We start from the raw sequence: 21791 nt of genomic DNA, 5'->3' as shown, positions 1-21791 counted from the left end.
TTCTGTTCTTAAGTATCACTGTCACTCGATACATACAAACTCCCGCTCTACTTTCCGGCTAAAGTAAAAGTAAAAAAAGAAGTAATATGCATAAGTAAATGATTTCATTCTTGCTTTTCGTTTTGAATTACGCGACAAAAGTAACACTTTTCTTTTATATGCAAATAAAAAACGAACTTTTTTTTAATATCAGCATCAAATTATAGATGTTCTATTATAATCCCAATATGTTTGTTGTGTTATTGCCCGGCTGGTTACCGTATTGTCCGTTGAAACCTTGTATGTCTTTTGGGTTCAGCTCCAGTCCGCGCTTCATGTCTTCTACGGAACCTTCCTTGTCGCCGTTCAGCAGCTTGGCACGGCCGCGTTCGTGGTATGCTTGGGCGAAATTCGGATTCAGTTCGATAGCTTCGTCGAACAGGGCGATAGCTTCGGCTATCTTTTTCTGGCTGATGTACAGTTGTCCCAGGTAGAGGAATGCCTGTTCGTTGAAGGGGTTCAGCTCCGTTACATGGAGGTAATCGGTTTCCGCCTCGTTCTCGGCACCGGTGGCTTCCTTTATTTTTCCGCGGAGCAGTATGGCGCTTTCGTCGTCCGGGTCTTGGGCAAGAATGGCGGCGATGTCTTCCAGGGCTTCTTTGTACTGCTGCATCTTAGTTAGTGCTTCGGCGCGCAGCAGGCGGGCTTCTGTAAAGTCGTCTTTCAGTACGATAGCTTTTGTCAGGTGGGCTACGCACATGATGCCGTCGTTTTGGCTGTTGTCGGCTTTGCCCAGCAGGTAATGCGCCATGGCGTTGCCTTCTTCAATGGCAATGGCTTTCCGGGCGGCTTCCGCCATAGCGGGATAGTCTTCTTGCATGTAGCAGACATTGGCAAGAGTCAGGAGGGTGGAGGTGTGTTCCGGTTCTATCCCGGTCATCCGTTCCAAGAATTTGCGTGCTTCGTCCAGTTCGTTGGACTGGATATATACTTGTGCCAGGTAACCCATTGTCTCGAAATCCTCTTGCAGGGCAAGGGCTTCGGTGAAGCATTTGACGGCATAGTCGGCGCGTCCCATGCGCTGGGCACGCATGCCGTCGTACTTGAATATCTCGAAGTTCTTCTGCTTGTTTTTCTGTTTTTCCTCTTCCGGGTCTTCCGGCTTACCGGAGAAAAAAGATTTAAAGAATCTCATGGTTGCGATATGGTTTTAGTTATGTTTTTAATAGGCCGATACCGGCCGGTGCGTTAATGCACTGCACAAAAGTAATGATTTATTTTTTGATTTGCAGCATTCCGTCTACGGCAATGATGTTTCCTTCGTCCAATAGCCGGTGCAGGGTTTCGGTTAAAAGCTCTTTGTCCGCTGCAACTTGTTCGAGTAAGGCGGCGGGGGTCAACGGCGAGCCGGATAGCGCCCGGTATATTTTTTCGGTGAGTTCTTCTGCATCCGGTTGGCGGGATGTCCGTTTGTTCCGCAGGTTGATACAGGTGTCGCATAGTCCGCAGTTGTGTTCGTTTTTCTCTCCGAAGTAATCCAGCAGTATGCGGCTGCGGCATGCGGTGTCGTTGGTTACGTAGTCCAGTATGGCATTGATGCGGGTTTCGTAGCGTGCTTTCCGGTCTTCGTAGATTGCCGGGGGGATGTGGATGTACCGGGTTTCTATGCGTTCGCGCGTGTATATTATATAAGGTGTTTTTTTACGGGGGATGTAGCTTACGATACGTAGTTTGGAAAGGTGGATTAGCTGTTCGTAGATTTGCCGGCGGGAGAGGCCTGTGCGTATGGCTATCGAGTCTTCGCTGATATAGGTGTAATCTGTGAATACACCTGTGTAGGAGCGGAGTATGGACTGGATAAGCTTGTCCATGTCCTCGCCCATTTCCCGCAGTTTGTAGAGTTCGTCTCTGCGAACGGTGAAAAGGATGCGCGAGGTGTTGTCCTGCTCGCCGGTGTATTCCAAGTAGCCTGCCAGGGTGAGGATTTTCAGTGCGCTGTCTACCGGAACGGGGAAATACTTGAATTTGCGGCAGAAGTCTTCTATGTTGAACTCGCGTACGCAATCCAGCCCGTCGCCCATTGCCATTTGGTAGTAGTACTGGATATGTTCGTACACGTCTTTTATATAGTCTTTTTCGGGAAAGGTGTCTGCTATGCGTTTGTGCAGCGTTGCTTTGTCCGATGTTGCATACAGGACGACGGCATAGGCTTTCTGCCCGTCGCGTCCGGCTCTTCCGGCTTCTTGGAAATAGGCTTCTATGGAGTCGGGTAAGTCCATGTGGATGACGATGCGTACGTCCGGTTTGTCTATTCCCATGCCGAAGGCGTTGGTGGCTACCATGACGCGGCTTTCGCCGGATTGCCACCGGTTCTGGCGGATGTCTTTGGTGGCATCGTCCAGTCCGGCATGGTAGAAATCGGCTGTGATATCTTCGTGGTTCAGCAGTTCGGTGATTTCTTTGGTGCGGCGGCGGTTGCGTACATATACAATGGCGCTGCCGGGCATGCTGCGCAGGATATGCAGCAGTTCGCCGGTTTTGTTCTCTGTTTTGCGGACGATGTAGGCGAGGTTTTGCCGCTCGAAGCTCATGCGGAATACATTTTCCCGGCGGAAGTGCAGGCGTGCCTGTATGTCTTTCACCACTTCCGGGGTAGCGGTGGCGGTCAGGGCTAAAACGGGTACGCCCGGAAGCAGTTGGCGTATCTCTGCGATTTTCAGGTAGGCGGGGCGGAAATCGTATCCCCATTGCGAGATGCAGTGGCTTTCGTCTACCGTAATCATGCTGATTTTCATCTTTTGCAGTTTGGTGCGGAAGATTTCCGTATCTAACCGTTCGGGGGAGATATAGAGAAATTTGTAGTTGCCGAAGATGCAGTTTTCGAGGGTTACGATAATGTCTTGCCGGCTCATGCCGGAGTAGATAGCAAGCGCTTTGATTCCCCGTTTTCTCAGGTTCTGCACCTGGTCTTTCATCAGGGCTATCAGGGGGGTGATAACGAGGCACATCCCTTCTTTGGCAAGTGCCGGGACTTGGAAGGTGATAGATTTGCCGCCGCCTGTGGGCATCAGCCCCAATGTATCTTTATTTTCACTGATGCTGTTGATGATGTCTTCCTGGATACCCCGGAAGCGGTCGTACCCCCAGTAGTGTTTTAAGAGTTGATAGTTGAGAGTTGAAAGTTGGGAGTTATCGGGCTGTGCGGGCATGGCGTTGAGAGTTGGGGGGTGAAAGTTGGGAGTTATCGGGCTGTGCGGGCATGGCGTTGAGAGTTAGGAGTTGAAAGCCTGATTGTGTAGCTTGGCTTTCAACTCTCAATTCTCAACTTTCAACTGAACTAATTGGGTTTTATATCTTCGATTTGCAACTGTACTTCTCCCCGTTTATGGGTGTTTTCTTCAATGGTGTAGCAGATGTCGAAGGAACGCTTGGTCTTGATGTAGCGAACGTGGGAACTTTGTCCGAATGCGATGCCGTTCATGACATTGTTCGATTTGTTGTCTACCAGTTCCAGCTTGATGTGTTCCTGGTCGCGCCCTACTACTTTGCTGGTTCCGTAGTCGTACACGTTGTGGGTGCAGAATACCGGTTTGGTATTGTCGGGACCGAAGGGGTTGAACTTTTTCAGGTCGCTACAGAATTTCGGGGTTATGTCCCGGAAGTCGATTTCCGCATTGATGTCGATTACGGCGCTGGTTTGTTCCGGCAGGATGTGCTGGGACACGAATTCTTCGAAGCGTTTGGTAAAGGCGGGTACGTTCTCTACTTTCATGGACAGACCGGCTGCATAGGTGTGTCCGCCGAAGTTTTCCAGCAAATCACGGCAGTATTCGATAGCTTTGTATACGTCGAAGCCCGAAACAGAACGTGCCGAGCCGGTTGCCATATCGTCCGTGCGTGTCAGTACTACGGCAGGACGGTAATATACTTCCGTCAGGCGGGAGGCAACGATGCCGATGACTCCTTTGTGCCAGTCTTCGTTGTACAGTACGATAGAACGGCGGTCGGCAAGCCCTTCCAGTTCGGCTACAATCTGGTTGGCTTCCTCGGTCATCGTCTTGTCGAGGTCTTTGCGGGTTTCGTTGTACTGGTTGATTTGCCCGGCTTTTTCCAGAGCGAGCGAGAAGTCTTTCTCGGTCAGCAGGTCTACCGCTTCTTTTCCGTTCTGGATACGTCCCGAGGCGTTGATACGCGGACCTATCTTGAATACGATGTCGCTAACGGTGATTTCTTTTTCTGACAGCCCGCATACGTCGATAATGGCTTTCAGCCCTACGCTCGGATTGCTGTTGAGCTGTTTCAAGCCGTGGTAGGCGAGGATGCGGTTTTCTCCCATAATCGGTACGATGTCCGAAGCTATGCTCACCGCAACCAGGTCTAACAAGGGTATCAGGTGATGAAACTCGATGCCGTTGTTGATAGCGAATGCCTGCATGAACTTAAAGCCTACCCCGCAGCCCGAAAGGTGTTCGTAAGGGTAGGTATTGTCTTCGCGTTTGGCATTCAGGATAGCTACGGCAGGCGGCAGAATCTCGTCGGGTACATGGTGGTCGCAGATGATGAAGTCGATGCCTTTCTCTTTGGCATACGTAATCTCGTCTACGGCTTTGATGCCGCAGTCCAGTACGATAATCAGCCCCACGCCGGTTGCGGCGGCGTAGTCTACACCTTTGGTGGAAACTCCATACCCTTCGTTGTAACGGTCGGGGATGTAGTAATCTATGTTCGAATAGAACTGTTGAATAAACTTGTAGACTAAGGCCACGGCCGTGGTTCCGTCTACGTCATAATCTCCGTAAATCAGAATGCGCTCTTTCTTCCCCATTGCCCTGTTCAGGCGCTCTACGGCCACGTCCATATCTTTCATAAGGAACGGGTCGTACAAATCCGGTAGTTGCGGGCGGAAAAACTTTTTGGCTGCTGCCGCCGTCGTTATTCCCCGCTCCACCAGCAATTCCCCAAGTATCGGGCTAATCCCTAATTCTTGGGCCAGTCGTTGGCTTGCTTCTGCCTGCTCGGATGTAATGGGTAAATAATTCCATTTGTGGGTCATTTTATATATTATTTTTTTCTTTTTCTATCTCAAAATGCCGGAGGATAAAGAGGATTTTACTATCCGCCTGATAAGGGCTATTTCTCCAACAAGCTGTAAAGGTATGAAAAACTCTTGAAACCGTTGTGAATTCTATAGAAAATATTCTTAACGATGTGTATTCTCTCCTAAAATCCTCTTATTTTTGTGCTGTCTAAATAAGAAGGATACTTTTATACCATAAAAACAAACCGGGGTTATGCTTACTTTTATCTCTTGTGCCAAGACTATGGCGTCGCATTGTCCGTTGACCGTGCCCGAAGTTACCGTTCCGCATTTCGAGGCGGAGGCTGTGCAGAATGCGTTAGAAATGTCGCAGGTACCTGCTGTGGAGCTGGAAAGGCTCTTGAAGGTGAATTATAGGATTGCAGCGGAGAACAAGCTTCGTTTTCATGATTTCTGTTCGGAGGACAATCGCTCTATGCCGGCAATCGGTGCATATACCGGGGCGGTTTATAAACGTATCTTGCCCAAGGATTTTACAGATGAGGATTTCCGTTATGCGCAGGAGCACCTCCGTATTACTTCTTTCCTTTACGGGTTGCTTCGTCCGTTGGACGGCATCAAGCCTTATCGCTTGGAGGGGAGTGTACGGCTGCCCGGAAAGGGCGGAGTATCCATGTTCGATTACTGGAAACCGTTATTGACCGATTATTTCATTACGGAAATCAAGTGCCGGGGTGGTGTGCTGGTTAATCTGGCAAGTAGTGAGATGAAGGAATTGTTTGACTGGAAACGGGTGGAGGAAGAGGTACGGGTGGTTACTCCCGATTTTCAGGTTTGGAAAGGCGGCAAGCTGAAAACGGTCGTTATTTATGCCAAGATGTGCCGGGGAGAAATGGTGCGTTACATAATCAAGAACCGTGTTGAACGTCCGGAAGATTTGAGGGGATTTTCGTGGGAAGGGTTTGCATTCGACGAGAAGCGTAGCACGGACGACCGTTTGCTGTTTGCATTGGGATAACCTGCCGATATGGTAATGGCAGTCGTCGCCGTGCTCGGGCAGCGACGACTGTCGTGATAGGTATGCTTTATTGTTTTTTACGCAAGTCCCGTCCTTCGTATTTGCAAATTGCCTCGACCCATTCTTCCGTTAGCGGCTTGGACTCATGCTTGCTGAGGTCGTATGTTACCATGACGGAGGTGCAGGTACATTTCACCTCGTGCGTTTCCGTGTCGATAACGCGCTGGGCAAGGTGGAAACTCTTCGTTCCGATTTTGGTTACGGCGGTTTGTACGGCAATGTGGCCGGAACCGTAAATCTGTGCCAGGAAATCTGCTTCGATATGGACGACGACGATGCCGTCTTTTTGCCAGTCTACGTGTGGGCATACGGAGGCGAAATATTCTGTTTTGCCTAAATCGTAAAAAGAGAAGTAAACGGTATTGTTGACGTGACCGAACTTATCGACGTCGTTGAAGCGCAGTTGTATAGGTAGTGTGTGGTTAAATTTAATATCTTCCATTGTTTTCTCTTAAACTTTGTTTTAATATCGCTATAAAATGCAGGACTTCCCGTCTGCGAAAATCAAGATTATCAATATCTTAATGAATAATTAAAAACAGGCTTTCAAACTCGGGCAAAGATACGTATTTTTCGTGAGTTATGTTTCAGGATATGAAAAAATGAGAGGGGAATAATTGCTGTGTTCGGATGAAGTTTTTTTGTTTTTATGGTTTAGAACGGGCTCTTCTTAATTTTGGTTAAAACTACGTAATGCTTTACGTTAATATTCGGAAGCTATGAAATACCTGTTTTATTGAATATAGTGTATATTGGGGGCGGTTCATCGGTGATAATGCGAATATAGGTCGGCTATAATTATTATGACCGGGTTGGGATGAGGCTCGAATCGTACTGTTTATGGATATAGTCGGAATGATATGAATATAAGCGGATTGTTTGTTTATGTCAATATTATTCTGCATTTTACCGGTAGATATTGAGTGCGGAATTAAAAAATATGGAATATGACAAGAATAGTGTTTTCTTTATTTGTATGCTTGGTGGGGTGTTTTACGGCTTTTGCTCAAAACAGTCTTTCTGAAAACTGCGGCGTAACTATCGAGTTGCCTGGAGGAAAGCTTTCTCTACAACCGCTTAGTCGGAGTGCGGTTCGTGTACGGTTTGCCAAGACAGAGGCTGTTGCGGCGGAGGAACTGATTTATACGGAAAAAGTGGGTTCGCCTATATATAAGGTAAAAGAGGATGATAAGTCGCTAAAGCTTTCGCTTGATAAGATTAATGTCGTTTTTGATAAACAGCGTCGTATGCTGACTTTTACCGATGCCGTCGGGCAAATTATCTTGCAGGAAAAGGAAGGAGGTCGTTTGTTGCAGAATTCTACGATTCAAGGCGAGCCGACCTTTATGGCGGAACAGCGTTTCTTATCGCCTGCCGATGAGTACTTGTTTGGTACGGGACAGTTTCAAGACGGTTATTTGAATGTACGGGGGCTGCCCAGGCGTCTGACACAGGTAAATACCCAAATCGCAATTCCTTTCGTTCTTTCTAATAAGGGATATGGTATATTGTGGAATAACTATGGCTTGACGGAATTCAATCCTGCCGATGAGGCTGTAAAGCTGATACCTGCAAAGGCAGACGGGCAGGCTGTTACGGTAGACGCAACAAGTACGAAGGGGAATAAGCGTGAAACTCGTCTTTTCAAATCGTTTACAGCGACCTTTAGCGTTCCTGCCGCCGGGCAGTACGGGTTGTTGCTGGATGTGGGGCAACGTATGGCACGCAAGTATTATATGGCTATCGACGGAAATAAGATTGTCGATGTCAATAATCTATGGCTTCCGCCTACGACTTCTGTTATCGTAAATTTGTCGAAGGGAGAACATACTGTCGAGGTACAGGGTGTACAGGAGGATGCTCCTGTATTGTATTGGCGGCAGGTAAACGATGAGACGGTTTTCCGTTCGCCGGTGGCGCAATCGCTGGATTATACCGTGTTTTCTGGAAATGCCGATGAGGTAATAGCCGGTTACCGGCAGTTGACAGGCGAAGCGCCTATGTTGCCGCTTTGGGCATTGGGCTATATCCATTGCCGGGAACGCTATAACACACAGGCGGAATTATTGGAAAATGCACATGAGTTCAGGAAACGAAAACTTCCGGTGGATGTGATTGTGCAAGATTGGCAATGGTGGGGTAAGTATGGGTGGAACGCCATGCAATTTGATGAAGACAAATATCCGAATCCAGCTGAAATGGTTCTTGAACTGCATAATATGAATATCCGTTTGATGCTGTCTGTCTGGTCTAAAGTAGATAAGCAGTCGGTACTCGGAAAACAAATGGAGGCAAGGGGATTTTATATTCCCGGTACTGACTGGATTGACTTTTTCAATCCTGCCGCCGCTGCGTTTTATTGGCGTAACTTTAGCAGCAACTTATTGAAGCCTTATAAAATCGATGCATGGTGGCAGGATGCCACGGAGCCGGAGAATGACGATTTGTTGAACCGCCGGGTAAATAACGGAAAAGTACCGGGTGAGTTCTATCGTAATGTATATCCGCTTTTTGTGAATAAGACTGTTTACGAGGGTTTGCGGAAAGATGATGCGGAACGGCGTGCCATGATATTGACCCGAAGCGCTTTTTCGGGTATGCAACGGTATGGTGCGGTAACATGGTCGGGCGATGTGGGCAATGACTGGGAAACGCTCCGCCGGCAAATAGCTGGCGGGTTGGGGCAAATGGCGACCGGCCTGCCCTGGTGGACGTATGATGCGGGTGGCTTTTTCCGTCCGGGTGACCAGTATACGAATAAAGATTATCAGGAACTTATGTTGCGTTGGATACAAGCCGGAACTTTCCTTCCGCTGATGCGTGTTCACGGTTATATGAGCCAGACGGAACCGTGGCGGTATGGAAAAGAGGTGGAACGTGTCGTTACCGAGTTTCTGGAGTTGCGTTATCGTTTGTTGCCATACATATATTCACACGCTGCATCGGTTTCTTATCGGGGAGGCACTTTCATGCGTCCGCTGGTTTTTGATTTTTCGCAAGACAAGGAGGCTCTGGAACAGCGGAATGAATATATGTTTGGAAAATCTTTATTGATTAACCCCGTAACTCAGGGCAATGTGCGGAAGTGGAGGACTTATCTTCCTGAACACGCTGCAGGCTGGGTGGATTTTTGGAACGGTGAGAAATACAAGGGAGGGCAATATGTAGATGTTCCGGTTTCGATAGACAGGATTCCGGTGTTTGTAAAGGGGGGGACTATTCTCCCTATGGGAATGCCCAAACAATATGCCTCCGAAAACCCCGGCGCTCCGTTGGATATACATATTTATCCGGGTGAGGATGCCTCATTCACTTTGTACGAGGATGAGGGCGACAACTATAATTATGAATGCGGCGCGTATAGCAATATCGTGTTTAAATGGGATGATAGCGAACGGATATTGACGATAGGGGAAAGGCAGGGGGAATATCCCGGTATGCAGGCGAACAGGACTTTCCGTATCATAAGCCCGTTTATGGAAAAAACGGTGGCATATCAGGGAAAGGAAATGAATATTCGATTGCCGGTTAAGTAGTTTACCGGTATTTTAAACTTATTTAGCCGATAATGTAACAACAGGAAATAAATGTGTAACATGATTGTTGAACCGGTAGATAGGTGATAGCGTACATTTGCGACACATTATTTACATTTTGATTAATCATGAAAAACAAATCGGTACTATTACTTTTATTTCTGGCTATATGCGGATTTATGGCGACAAAAGCAGTGGCTGGCAACGGTCGGCCGGACGTTTCTAAATTTATTTATCGGGGAGCGGGCAATCCGTATCTGCCTTTGTGGGAACATTTGCCCGACGGGGAACCGCGTGTTTTTGAAGACCCCGATAATCCCGGAAAGTTCCGCGCTTATATCATCGGGTCGCATGATGTCCGTTTCGGCAGTTATTGTGGGGCTGACATAAGAATGTGGTCGGCGCCTGTGGAGGACTTGTCCAGTTGGCGTGACGAAGGTCCTATCTTTACTTATCAGGTAGAGGGAAAATGGGACGTGATGTATGCACCCGACCTTGTTGAGGTGAAAAGGAAAAATGGTAAAAAGGAGTATTATCTGTTTCCTCACAGCCGTGGCAGAAATAGGGAAGCGATGGTTGCCAAAGGGGAGCGTCCCGACGGTCCTTTTACCCCTGTCAATTTGACGGCTGACGGGACAAAGACTTTGCCCGGGAGTATTATGGGATTCGACCCTTCCGTTTATATAGAGTATGTTACAGACCCGGACGACCCTGATTATGAAATAGGTTTCAGGGCATACGGGTATTGGGGATTCCAACGCTCATTGGCAGCCCAGTTAGACCAGAATACCATGTATTCCGTACGTCCCGGAACGGAAGTCATTCCGTATTTTATGCCTGCAGGCCGTAGAGACGGTTCGACGCGCGATTCGATTTCGTACCCGCATATTTTCCCAGGAGAGGAGCTCGGGGCATTCAACTTTTTCGAGGCTTCTTCCATTCGTAAGGTCGGAAATAAATATGTGACGATTTACAGCGGATATTCAGGTAGCGAATATGGGTTGGATATGACAAATTCTACCTTGCGTTATGCTTATGGCGATTCGCCGTTGGGACCATGGAAAAGCGGAGGTGTTTTGGTAGATTCGCGTGCACCGGTGTTGAATCAGGACGGAACCCGGTTACAGACATCGAATGCCGGTCATAATACTCACGGAAGTATAGAACAGATTAATGGGCAGTGGTATGTATTCTATCACCGTTCGCCACGGGGATTCGGAAATGCGCGCCAGGCTATGGTGGCTCCGGTTCATGTGGAATGGGATGAAAAGCCGGTAGCGGAAGGTGGAAAAGTCTCTATTAGGGGGTACGACCCGTATGCGGAAGATAATATTTGGACTGCAAAAGACTCCCGAGGAAATGAGTATAAGGGGGCTGAAGTAACTTCGGAAGGTTTCCATATTTTCGGTCTTGACCCTTATCGGTATTATTCGGCAGGATTTGCGTGTTATCTTTCTGATGTACGTCTTCAGCAGGATGCATGGGATATTTGGAATAACCATGCCCCTATTACAAATGTAAGGAGTGGCAATATAATAGGATATAAATATTTCGGTTTCGGCGGATTGGATAAAGATAAGTTGGGGTTGAAGGCTTTTGAAGGAACCCGGAAAGGGAACAACACCGCTTTTAACCTTTTCCTTACACCGAAGACCCGGAAAGCATTCAAGGTAAACGTATGGTTGGACGGTCCGTGGGATAATGAGGTTTGGAAAGGGACGAAAATCGGTGAGATAGTCGTTCCGGATAATTCGGCGCAGGAAATAACGCAGTTTGCAGTCAATGTATCGGAATTTGTAGACCACTTGGATAAGAAACATGCAATATTTCTTGTTGCAGAGGGCGAGGGAGGAGAAGACCTTTTCGACTTGGCCGGTTTAGGGTTCAGTTCGGATAAGAAAAAGATAGTTCGTCCGCTTGTTCCGGAAATAAATATCACGGTTGACGGAAAACCGGTGGAAATGCCGGCAACTCCCGTCCGGTCTACTGAAAGCAACGGTGTTACCGGTTATGATTTGTACGAAACCGTTTATGAACTTCCGGCCGGGGTGACTGAAACTCCCAAGGTATCGGCATCGGTAACGGATAAAAACGTAAAAATAGCGATTACCCAGGCTGTTTCGAGTTCGGGGACTGCTATTGTAAAATTCGACAACAAGGGTGTGGTAAAAACATATAAGATTAAATTTAATCCTTCCGGGCGGTAAATATGCAGGATAGGCTGATTTGCCGGTTACCTTTCATTCATCTTTTCTAAAAAAGATGAATGAAAGCGGGATAAAAAGGATTATCCTGAATAACGGGCTTCAGAGGAAGTGTTAGCCTGTATTGTTTTCGATACCGTTTTTCTGATTTTACCACCTCTGAGGAAGGTGTCGTTACCACCGATTTCCAGAGAATGGTTTTAAGCGGAAAAAGAGGGATGTTTTCGGCTGGTTGAACCCGGTGTGATTATTAAATAAGTGTTTGATTAGGCAATGGTAAAATAAAAAATGTTACTTTTGCGTGTTAATCACTGTATTTATACATCAAGAAATGATAGAAGACATTAAAAAAGCCTGCCAGGTAATGCGGGAGGGCGGAGTGATTTTATACCCTACCGATACCATTTGGGGAATCGGTTGCGACGCTACCAACGAAGATGCGGTGCGACGTGTATATGAAATAAAGCAGCGCCAGGACAGTAAGGTGATGCTTGTGCTGGTAGATTCTTCCGTAAAGGTGGATTTTTATGTCCGGGATGTTCCGGAGGTGGCATGGGATTTGATAGACCTGGCAGACAAACCGCTTACTATCATTTATTCGGGAGCACGCAATCTGGCGGCGAATTTGCTGGCGGAGGACGGGAGCGTAGGTATCAGGGTGACGAATGAAGAATTTTCCAGACGCCTTTGCCAACAGTTCCGCAAGGCAATCGTTTCGACCTCTGCCAATATCAGCGGGCAACCTTCACCGCAAAATTTCGGTGAAATCAGCGAAGAGGTAAAATCGGCGGTGGACTATATTGTAGGTTACCGGCAGGAAGAAATGAGTAATCCGAAACCGTCCAGCATCATTAAACTGGACAAGGGCGGTGTGATTAAAATAATCCGTGAATAAGAAAGATGACTGGAGAAGAAAGAGGGTGGTTGCAGCGCTTTATCATTTGGCGTGAGAAGAATGTCAAGGAGAAACAGTTTATCCTGCTCCTTAGCTTTCTGGTCGGAATTTTTACGGCATTTGCAGCATTGATATTGAAAATGCTGATACACTGGATACAGAATTTCCTTACGGAGAATTTCGATACCACGGAAGCCAATTTCCAGTATTTGGTATATCCGGTAGTAGGCATTTTCCTGGCAGGGCTGTTTGTACGTTATGTGGTGAAAGACGATATCAGCCACGGCGTTACGAAGATACTTTATGCCATATCCCGCAGGCAGGGACGTATCAAGCGGCATAATACGTGGTCGTCCATTATTGCCAGTTCCATAACAATCGGGTTCGGCGGTTCGGTAGGAGCGGAGGCGCCGATTGTGCTTACCGGTTCGGCTATTGGTTCCAATCTGGGAAGTCTGTTTAAAATGGAGCACCGTACACTGATGTTGCTGGTGGGATGCGGTGCTGCCGGTGCTGTGGCAGGTATCTTTAAAGCGCCGATTGCAGGGCTTGTGTTTACGCTGGAAGTGCTGATGATAGACCTGACTATGTCTTCATTGCTTCCGTTGCTCATTTCGGCAGTGACGGCGGCAACCGTCTCCTATATCATGACGGGTACGGAGGCTATGTTCAAGTTTCATCTCGACCAGGCTTTTGAACTGGAACGTATCCCTTATGTGATTATGCTGGGGATTTTCTGCGGGCTGGTTTCGCTTTATTTTACCCGTGCCATGAACTCGGTAGAAGGCATGTTCGGCAGGCTCAAAGTTCCTTATAAGAAGTTGCTGGTGGGCGGTTCCATGCTGAGCATCCTGATATTCCTTTTCCCGCCGCTTTACGGCGAAGGCTACGATACGATAGAGCTGTTGCTCAACGGAACGAGCAATGCGGAATGGGATACGGTGATGAACAACTCCTTCTTTTACGGGCACGGCCAGTTGCTGCTGCTGTACCTGATACTGATAATCCTGTTCAAGGTTTTCGCGTCGAGTGCGACGAATGGCGGTGGCGGTTGCGGCGGTATCTTTGCGCCTTCTTTGTATCTGGGGTGTATCGCCGGATTCGTATTTTCTCACTTTAGCAACGATTTCGAGACTACCGCTTTCCTGCCCGAAAAGAATTTTGCTTTAATGGGCATGGCGGGAGTGATGAGTGGTGTTATGCACGCACCGCTTACGGGAGTGTTCCTGATTGCCGAGTTGACGGGAGGGTACGACTTGTTCCTTCCGCTGATGATTGTCTCGGTCAGTTCTTACCTCACGATTATCGTTTTCGAGCCGCACAGCATCTATTCCATGCGTCTGGCTAAAAAGGGTGAACTGTTGACGCATCACAAGGATAAGGCGGTGCTTACGTTGATGAAGGTAGAGAATGTGGTGGAGAAAGATTTCGTTGCAGTACATCCCGAAATGGACCTTGCCGGGCTGGTAAAGGCAATCTCCGCTTCGCACCGTAATATATTTCCGGTAACGGATAATGAAGGCAAGCTGATAGGCATCGTGCTGTTGGATGATATACGCAATATCATGTTCCGGCAGGAGCTGTATCACCGTTTTACGGTGGGTAAGCTGATGACCTCCGCGCCGGCGCGCCTTTACGATACGGACAGTATGGAACAGGTGATGCGTACCTTCGACGATACGAAAGCATGGAACCTGCCGGTGGTGGATGAAGAAGGCAAATACCTCGGCTTTGTTTCCAAATCGAAGATATTCAATTCATACCGCCAGGTATTGGTACATTTCTCGGACGATTAAAACCGGGTGATTAAAAGATGATTATGAAGAAAGAAGATTTACGGATTGTATATATGGGTACTCCCGAATTTGCGGTGGAACCCTTGCGCTGCCTCGTAGAAGGCGGATATAATGTAGTGGGAGTGATTACTATGCCCGACAAGCCGGCAGGGCGGGGGCATAAAGTGCAGTTTTCTCCGGTGAAACAGTATGCACTGGAACACGGCTTGCCGCTTCTCCAGCCCGAGAAACTGAAGGATGAAACATTTGTCGGGGCGTTGCGTGCTTGGAATGCGGATTTACAGATTGTGGTGGCTTTCAGAATGCTGCCGGAGGTGGTTTGGAATATGCCGCGCCTGGGTACTTTCAACCTGCATGCTTCGTTGTTGCCGCAATACCGGGGGGCTGCCCCTATCAACTGGGCGGTGATTAACGGTGATACGGAGACGGGTATCACGACATTCTTCCTGAAACATGAGATAGATACGGGCGAAGTTATCCAGCAGGTTCGTATCCCGATTGCCGATACGGATAATGTAGGCATCGTACATGATAAGCTGATGATGCTTGGCGGCCGTCTGGTAACGGAGACGGTGGATGCAATTCTTTCCGGCACGGTAAAGCCTATTCCACAGGAAGAAATGGCTGTAGTGGGAGAGTTGCGCCCGGCTCCCAAAATATTCAAGGATACTTGCCGTATCGATTGGAACCGGCCTGTTAAACGGATTTATGATTTTATCCGTGGCCTGTCTCCTTATCCGGCTGCATGGACGGAACTGGTACAGCCCGACGGCACGGCGGTGGTGCTGAAAATCTTCGAGACGGAGAGAGTGGAGGAGCCGCACCGGTTTTCTCCCGGGACTTTGCAGACCGACGGCAAGACATACATCCGTATAGCCGGCGCCGACGGCTGGATTAATGTGCGTGCGTTGCAGCTTCCCGGCAAGAAACGGCTGAAAACCGACGAATTGCTGCGTGGTTTCAGGTTAACCGAAGAATATAAGGTACATTGATTACCGGTCTGAAATCTTTTCCCTATATTTGTTTGTTGTAATTCATGTAACTTATTAGAATATAACTGTTATGAAACCTATAATATCGCCTTCCATACTGTCTGCCAACTTTGCATATCTGGCAAACGATATCGAAATGGTTAACGGCAGCGAGGCCGACTGGGTGCATATCGACATCATGGACGGCGTGTTCGTTCCCAACATCTCTTTCGGTTTTCCTGTGTTGAAATATGTGGCGAAGTTTTCTGAGAAGCCGTTGGACGTACATCTGATGATTGTACAGCCGGAAAAATTCATTCCCGAGGTGAAAGCCCTGGGCGCACGTATCATGAATGTACATTATGAAGCCTGCCCGCACCTGCACCGGGTAGTGCAGCAAATCCGCGAAGCGGGAATGCTGCCGGCGGTCACTATCAACCCGGCTACCCCTGTGGCTATGTTGAGGGATATCATAAACGACGTCTATATGGTGTTGCTTATGGGAGTGAATCCGGGGTTCGGCGGCCAGAAATTTATAGAGCATACTGTCCGGAAAGTATGCGAGCTGCGCGAACTGATAACGGTAACCGGTTCGGAAGCCCTGATAGAGGTTGACGGCGGTGTGAACTTAGAAACAGGAGCCCGTTTGGTAGAGGCCGGCGCCAATGCTTTAGTGGCAGGCAATGCCGTTTTCTCGGCTCCCGACCCGGTAGCAGCAATCCGTGCTTTGAAGAACCTGTAATATTTATTGATAATAGACGGCTTACAGCGGCATCCTTTCCTGCGACTTCTGATGCCGTTGGTTGGTGGAATAGTATATGGGGATAAGTATCCTTATACGCTGCCTGCCGGTATATGGATAGCCGGAATCCTGCTGTTGATTGGGGCGTATGCCCTTTGCCGGCGGTGTTATGCTCTTTGCGGCTTATATGGCGCCGCCGTATATCTTTCTCTTTTTGTGCTGGGAGGGGCGCTGGTAAGTTTACAGTTAAAGCAGGTGGAATACACATTCCCGGAAACCGGACAGCCTTCCGTCTATCAGGTATTTCTTGCGGAGAATCCGGAAATCCGGAAAAACAGTATCCTGTTTCGCGTTTCCCTGAAAGGAGAAGTACGTGGGGATACACTCTTGCACAATTCCTCCGAAAAGACCTTTTTATTCTATTTCCCAAAAGATTCGGCGGCACATTCCCTGGCAAGAGGGGATGAACTGCTGATATATACCCGTTTGTTTCCGCCGGCAAACAATGGCAATCCGGATGAGTTCGATTATGCCCGTTACCTTCTCCGGAAAGGAGTAAGCGGAACCGCTTATGTACGTGCCGGGCATTGGCGGGTAATCGGCCGCGACAACTCCTCCACCTTTCGCCAACAGGCATTGGACTGCCGGAATAAGGTGGTCGATGTGTACCGGAGGGCGGGCTTCCGGGGAGATGAGCTTGCCGTACTCTCTGCACTTACGGTAGGCGACAAGGAAGAACTGAGCGAGGACATAGCCGAAACTTATTCGGTAGCCGGCGCCAGTCATGTATTGGCGCTTTCAGGGCTGCATATCGGCTTCATCTCCGCCTTGTTGCTGTTTATCCTTTCCCCCTTGTGGAAGCGGTGGCGGTTTCTGAAACCGTTTCTGCTTTTATCGGTAATACTTTCTCTGTGGGGATTTGCGTTCCTTACCGGATTGTCCTCTTCTGTGGTACGTGCCGTCGTCATGTGTTCGTTCTGGCTGCTTTCCACCCTTTTCCCGGTTTCCCGGAAGCCGAGCCTGAATACGCTGGGGGCAACAGCTTTCCTTATGTTGGTATTCAATCCGGTGTGGCTGTTCGATGTAGGGTTTCAGTTGTCTTTTTCGGCAGTTGCAGCTATATTGCTGTTGCAACCCGGACTGTATAGGCTGTTACCGGTCAAGAAACCTGTTTGGCGGAAAGCTTGGGGATTGATAACGGTTTCCGTTGCCGCCCAGATAGGGACGGCGCCTCTGGTCATGCTTTATTTCTCCCGTTTCTCCACCCATTTTCTTTTGACTAATCTGTGGGTAATTCCGTGGGTGTCGCTAGTTGTGTATGCGGCTATCGTGTTACTGTTTCTAACCCCTTTTCCCGTTTTGCAGCATTTCTTTGCAGTCGTCACAGAAAATCTGGTACGTATGCAGAATACGATGCTCCGCTGGATAGAGCAACTTCCTTTCGCCTCTGTCGACCGTATCTGGGTGGATGCGTGGGATGTTTTTCTGTTTTACCTCTGTCTTTTGCTGTTCGGGCGCGCGTTGGCAAGGCGTACGGCTACGAATGCCTATATAGCTTTGTCCGGTTTGTTACTTTGCGTTTCTTATCATTCGTATTCGGTCGTGGCGGATGCTTCCCGGCGCGGCATAGCCTTTTATAATGTACACGGTTGCCCTTCCGTGCATTGCCTGTCCGATAATTCCTGCTCATGGCTGGTATGTGCCGACAGCCTGCCTGATACCACCTACCTGCAACGCACCCTTTCTCCTCATTGGAACCGTTTGCGCTTGAAACGCCCTGTCGTAGTTACGGGAGATTATTCTGCTCCGGGTATCGCCGTCCGGAATAAAATCGTTTTTTATGCGGGCAAGCGTATTTGCTTGCTATGCGATGACCGTTGGCGGAATAAAACGTCCGGTACGCCGATAGTCATAGACTATCTGTATGTGTCCGGAGAGTATAAGGGTAATATAAGAGAACTCGCTTCCCTGTTCGAAGTAGGTACGGTGGTAATCGATTCGTCCCTTTCCGCCTACTACCGGGAGAAAATCATTGGCGAATGTATCCGTCGGGGAATTTCTTATCTGCTTCTTTCTGAAAAAGGTTCTGTACGTATATTATTATAAATCATAAACTTTTTCGTACTTTTGCCTTTTCAATCGGTAAGGGAGGACGGAGTTACCCTGCCCGTACCGGAATGTAAACCGTAAAATAGTAAATAACCATATGTTGACTAAGGTAATAGAGCAATCTAAGATAGACCACTTCGCCAAGTGGATGGAACGTGCGGATAAAATCGTCATTGTTGCCCATGTGGCTCCCGACGGGGATGCAATCGGTTCTTCTTTGGGATTATGGCACTTCCTCAATACGCAGGACAAGGATGTGAATGTTATCGTTCCCAATGCTTTCCCCGATTTTCTGCGGTGGATGCCCGGCGGTAAAGACATACTTTTGTACGACCGCTATAAGGAATTTGCCGATAAGCTGATTGCGGAGGCGGATGTTATATGTTGCCTCGATTTCAATGCTATCGGCCGCATCGACGCCATGGCGGATGCCGTGTTGGCCTCTCCGGCACGGAAAATCCTGATAGACCACCATTTGAACCCGGAAGATTTTTGCAGGATTATCATTTCCCACCCCGAAATATCTTCCACTTCGGAGCTCGTATTCCGGCTGATTTGCCGTATGGGTTATTTCAGCGATATTACCAAGGAAGGGGCGGAGTGCATCTATACCGGTATGATGACCGATACGGGCGGTTTTACGTACAACTCCAATAACCGCGAAATCTACTTTATCATCAGTGAGCTGCTTTCCAAGGGTATCGACAAGGATGACATCTACCGGAAAGTGTACAATACCTATTCCGAGAGCCGCTTGCGCCTTATGGGGCACGTGCTGTCGCAGATGAAAGTCTATCCGGAGCACCGTGCCGCCTTGATTACGCTCACCAAGAAAGAGCAGAGCCGCTTCAACTATATCCGCGGAGATAGCGAGGGTTTTGTAAATATACCGTTGAGCATCAGGAATGTCGTGTTCTCCTGTTTTCTGCGCGAAGATACGGAAAAACCGATGATAAAGGTATCCCTGCGTTCGGTAGGAAATTTCCCGTGTAACCGGGTAGCGGCGGAATTCTTTAACGGCGGCGGACACTTGAATGCCTCCGGCGGAGAGTTTTACGGCACGCTGGAAGAAGCCAAGGAAGTACTGGAACTCGCATTGGAAAAATTTAAACCGCTGCTTAATGCCAAAGGATAAAAAAACTCCGGTAGTAAAGGTTAAAAGATACGAACTTTCTACCCGCAGCTTTCGATTTTCAAGGAAATCAGATATTTTTGTACGAAATTACTAAATAACAGAAATGAAGAAACTTACTTTATTCTTTTTGTCTTTATTGGCACTTACCCTGGGTTTTCAAGCCTGTGACGACAGCAAGACTTATGCGGAGATGCTGGAAGATGAAAAAGACGGCATAAACGACTTTATCAGAAAAGAGGGTATAAAGGTTATTTCCCAGTCGGAATTTTATGCACAAGACTCTACGACGAACGTCGATGAGAATGAATTCGTGCAGCTTGCCAGCGGAGTATACATGCAGATTGTGGATAAAGGGTCGGAAAACGAGGCTGATACGGTAAAAAGCAATGATGAGATATTAGTACGTTTTATGGAATACAGCATCCTCGACAAAGACACTACCTTGTCCAATATCGATGCTGCCGAGACGGTAGACGCGTTTCGCTATACGGTTACCTCATCCTCCATCGCAGGTACTTTTCTGCAAGGTTATATGATGACCCTCTATTCTTCGCCGACAGTGCCTGCCGGCTGGTTGGTTCCGTTGACGTATGTTCGCGACAGGGCTCATGTAAGGCTGATTGTCTCTTCCAAAATGGGACATCAGACGGCAATGCAATATGTCTATCCTTATTATTACGATATCCGGAAATATCAAATCTGGAAATAACTAACCAAATTTAAATTATTAACCTATGACTCTAATCAAATCTATCTCTGGAATCCGCGGAACTATCGGCGGCGGTGTAGGCGAGGGATTGAATCCGCTCGACATTGTGAAGTTTACTTCGGCATACGCTACCCTTATCCGCAAAACGTGCACCGTAAAGAGCAACAAAATCGTAGTAGGCCGTGATGCCCGCATTTCGGGTGAAATGGTGAAGAATGTAGTAGTAGGAACCCTTATGGGTATGGGCTGGGATGTAGTAGACATCGATTTGGCCTCTACCCCCACCACGGAGCTGGCTGTAACTATGGAAGGCGCCAGCGGCGGTATCATCCTGACAGCTTCCCACAATCCCAAGCAATGGAATGCACTGAAACTTCTCAATGAAGAAGGAGAATTCCTGAATAAGGAAGAAGGCAACGAAGTACTGCGCATCGCCGAAGCCGAAGAATTCGATTTTGCCGAAGTCGATAAGCTCGGCTCTTACCGTAAAGACTTGACTTATAACCAGAAACATATCGACAGTGTGCTGGCACTCGATTTGGTAGACGTGGAAGCTATCAGGAAAGCCGGTTTCCGCGTGGCTATCGATTGCGTGAACTCCGTAGGAGGCATCATCCTGCCGCAACTGCTGGAGCAGCTCGGAGTACAGCATGTAGAGAAACTCTATTGCGAGCCTACCGGTGACTTCCAGCACAACCCCGAACCCCTGGAAAAGAACCTGGGCGACATCATGGAGTTGATGAAAGGCGGTAAGGCGGACGTCGCTTTTGTGGTAGACCCGGACGTAGACCGCCTGGCCATGATTTGCGAAGACGGCAAGATGTACGGCGAGGAATATACGCTGGTTACCGTAGCCGACTATGTGCTGAAACATACGCCGGGCAATACGGTTTCCAACCTGAGTTCTACCCGTGCACTACGTGACGTAACCCGTAAGTATGGCCGGGAGTATTATGCTTCCGCCGTAGGCGAGGTAAACGTAACCACCAAGATGAAAGAAGTAGGCGCCGTTATCGGCGGTGAAGGCAATGGCGGAGTGATTTATCCTGCCAGCCACTACGGACGCGATGCGTTGGTAGGTATCGCCTTGTTCCTCAGCCACCTGGCACACGAAGGCAAGAAGGTGAGCGAGTTGCGTGCCACCTATCCGGCCTATTTCATGGCAAAGAACCGTGTAGACCTGACACCGGATACGGATGTCGATGCTATCCTTGCCAAAGTAAAGGAAATCTATAAAAACGAAGAAATCAATGACATCGACGGTGTAAAGATAGACTTCCCCGACAAATGGGTACATCTGCGTAAGAGCAACACCGAGCCGATTATCCGTGTGTATAGCGAAGCCGCCACACCGGAGGCTGCCGAAGAAATCGGCCTGCAGATTATGAAAGTAATCGAGGACTTGGCAAAATAAGATAAGACGAACGATAAGAGGAGGGTGCGGTGATATTCACTGCACCCTCTTTGTTAGGGACATTCAGTAAATAATATAAAATCAGCCAACTAATTCATACACAAAATATTGCGAATTAGCTGGCTTTTTTGTATCTTTAGGTATTCCCCCGCAAATAAGGTTTGAAGGCCAAAACGGGGGAAATT

Annotated in this window: 15 protein-coding genes; 11 read left to right on the top strand and 4 right to left on the bottom strand. The window is 48.2% G+C overall.

Translation table 11 applies throughout. The features are described from left to right. Positions 1–214: 214 nt before the first annotated feature. The 3 genes from C233_RS0115455 to recJ form a co-directional block, all read right to left on the bottom strand. Entirely contained in the window at positions 215–1174 is a 960-nt protein-coding gene (locus C233_RS0115455; protein WP_018668468.1) for a tetratricopeptide repeat protein, read from the bottom strand. Positions 1175–1253: 79 nt separating this feature from the next. Beyond that, positions 1254–3188, bottom strand: coding sequence for a RecQ family ATP-dependent DNA helicase (locus C233_RS0115450; RefSeq protein WP_018668467.1), 1935 nt, complete (start codon positions 3186–3188; stop codon positions 1254–1256). A gap of 128 nt (positions 3189–3316) precedes the next feature. Then, complete coding sequence (recJ, locus tag C233_RS0115445; protein WP_018668466.1) at positions 3317–5032, bottom strand: single-stranded-DNA-specific exonuclease RecJ; 1716 nt, start codon at positions 5030–5032, stop codon at positions 3317–3319. Positions 5033–5270: 238 nt separating this feature from the next. Between recJ and yaaA the strand changes: the two genes are divergently transcribed. Continuing rightward, positions 5271–6035, top strand: coding sequence for a peroxide stress protein YaaA (gene yaaA, locus C233_RS0115440; RefSeq protein ID WP_018668465.1), 765 nt, complete (start codon positions 5271–5273; stop codon positions 6033–6035). Between the two features lie 67 nt (positions 6036–6102). On the opposite strand, the gene C233_RS0115435 is transcribed toward yaaA, so the two are convergent. Then, positions 6103–6537 carry an acyl-CoA thioesterase gene (locus tag C233_RS0115435; RefSeq protein WP_018668464.1) on the bottom strand — a complete coding sequence of 145 codons (435 nt, stop codon included), beginning with the start codon at positions 6535–6537 and terminating at the stop codon, positions 6103–6105. Positions 6538–7042: 505 nt separating this feature from the next. On the opposite strand from C233_RS0115435, the gene C233_RS0115430 reads away from it, so the two are divergent. The 10 genes from C233_RS0115430 (at position 7043) to glmM (ending at position 21606) form a co-directional block, all read left to right on the top strand. Continuing rightward, entirely contained in the window at positions 7043–9631 is a 2589-nt protein-coding gene (locus tag C233_RS0115430) for a glycoside hydrolase family 31 protein (RefSeq protein ID WP_026314882.1), read from the top strand. A 128-nt stretch (positions 9632–9759) separates the two neighbouring features. Continuing rightward, on the top strand, positions 9760–11838 hold the full coding sequence (locus C233_RS0115425; protein WP_025068957.1) for a glycoside hydrolase family protein: 2079 nt from the start codon (positions 9760–9762) through the stop codon (positions 11836–11838). Positions 11839–12166: 328 nt separating this feature from the next. Continuing rightward, on the top strand, positions 12167–12730 hold the full coding sequence (locus tag C233_RS0115420; RefSeq protein ID WP_018668461.1) for an L-threonylcarbamoyladenylate synthase: 564 nt from the start codon (positions 12167–12169) through the stop codon (positions 12728–12730). 5 nt (positions 12731–12735) lie between these two features. Further along, positions 12736–14526: a chloride channel protein gene (locus C233_RS0115415; protein WP_018668460.1), complete on the top strand. Its 1791-nt coding sequence runs from the start codon at positions 12736–12738 to the stop codon at positions 14524–14526. 17 nt (positions 14527–14543) lie between these two features. Continuing rightward, on the top strand, positions 14544–15518 hold the full coding sequence (gene fmt, locus C233_RS0115410) for a methionyl-tRNA formyltransferase (RefSeq protein WP_018668459.1): 975 nt from the start codon (positions 14544–14546) through the stop codon (positions 15516–15518). Between the two features lie 70 nt (positions 15519–15588). Continuing rightward, positions 15589–16239: a ribulose-phosphate 3-epimerase gene (gene rpe / locus C233_RS0115405; protein WP_018668458.1), complete on the top strand. Its 651-nt coding sequence runs from the start codon at positions 15589–15591 to the stop codon at positions 16237–16239. A 51-nt stretch (positions 16240–16290) separates the two neighbouring features. After that, on the top strand, positions 16291–18345 hold the full coding sequence (locus C233_RS0115400) for a ComEC/Rec2 family competence protein (protein ID WP_018668457.1): 2055 nt from the start codon (positions 16291–16293) through the stop codon (positions 18343–18345). A gap of 100 nt (positions 18346–18445) precedes the next feature. Next, complete coding sequence (locus C233_RS0115395) at positions 18446–19483, top strand: DHH family phosphoesterase (RefSeq protein WP_018668456.1); 1038 nt, start codon at positions 18446–18448, stop codon at positions 19481–19483. 103 nt (positions 19484–19586) lie between these two features. After that, positions 19587–20192 (top strand): BamK family beta-barrel-assembly machinery protein, encoded by a 606-nt coding sequence (gene bamK / locus C233_RS0115390; protein ID WP_018668455.1) that lies wholly within the window; start codon positions 19587–19589, stop codon positions 20190–20192. A 25-nt stretch (positions 20193–20217) separates the two neighbouring features. Then, positions 20218–21606: a phosphoglucosamine mutase gene (gene glmM, locus C233_RS0115385; RefSeq protein WP_018668454.1), complete on the top strand. Its 1389-nt coding sequence runs from the start codon at positions 20218–20220 to the stop codon at positions 21604–21606. Positions 21607–21791: the final 185 nt, after the last annotated feature.

This window comes from Bacteroides gallinarum DSM 18171 = JCM 13658 (genome assembly GCF_000374365.1).
Taxonomy (GTDB): domain Bacteria; phylum Bacteroidota; class Bacteroidia; order Bacteroidales; family Bacteroidaceae; genus Bacteroides; species Bacteroides gallinarum.
The sequence above is the reverse complement of the archived record's forward strand: the minus strand, read 5'-3'. Positions and strand labels throughout refer to the sequence as shown.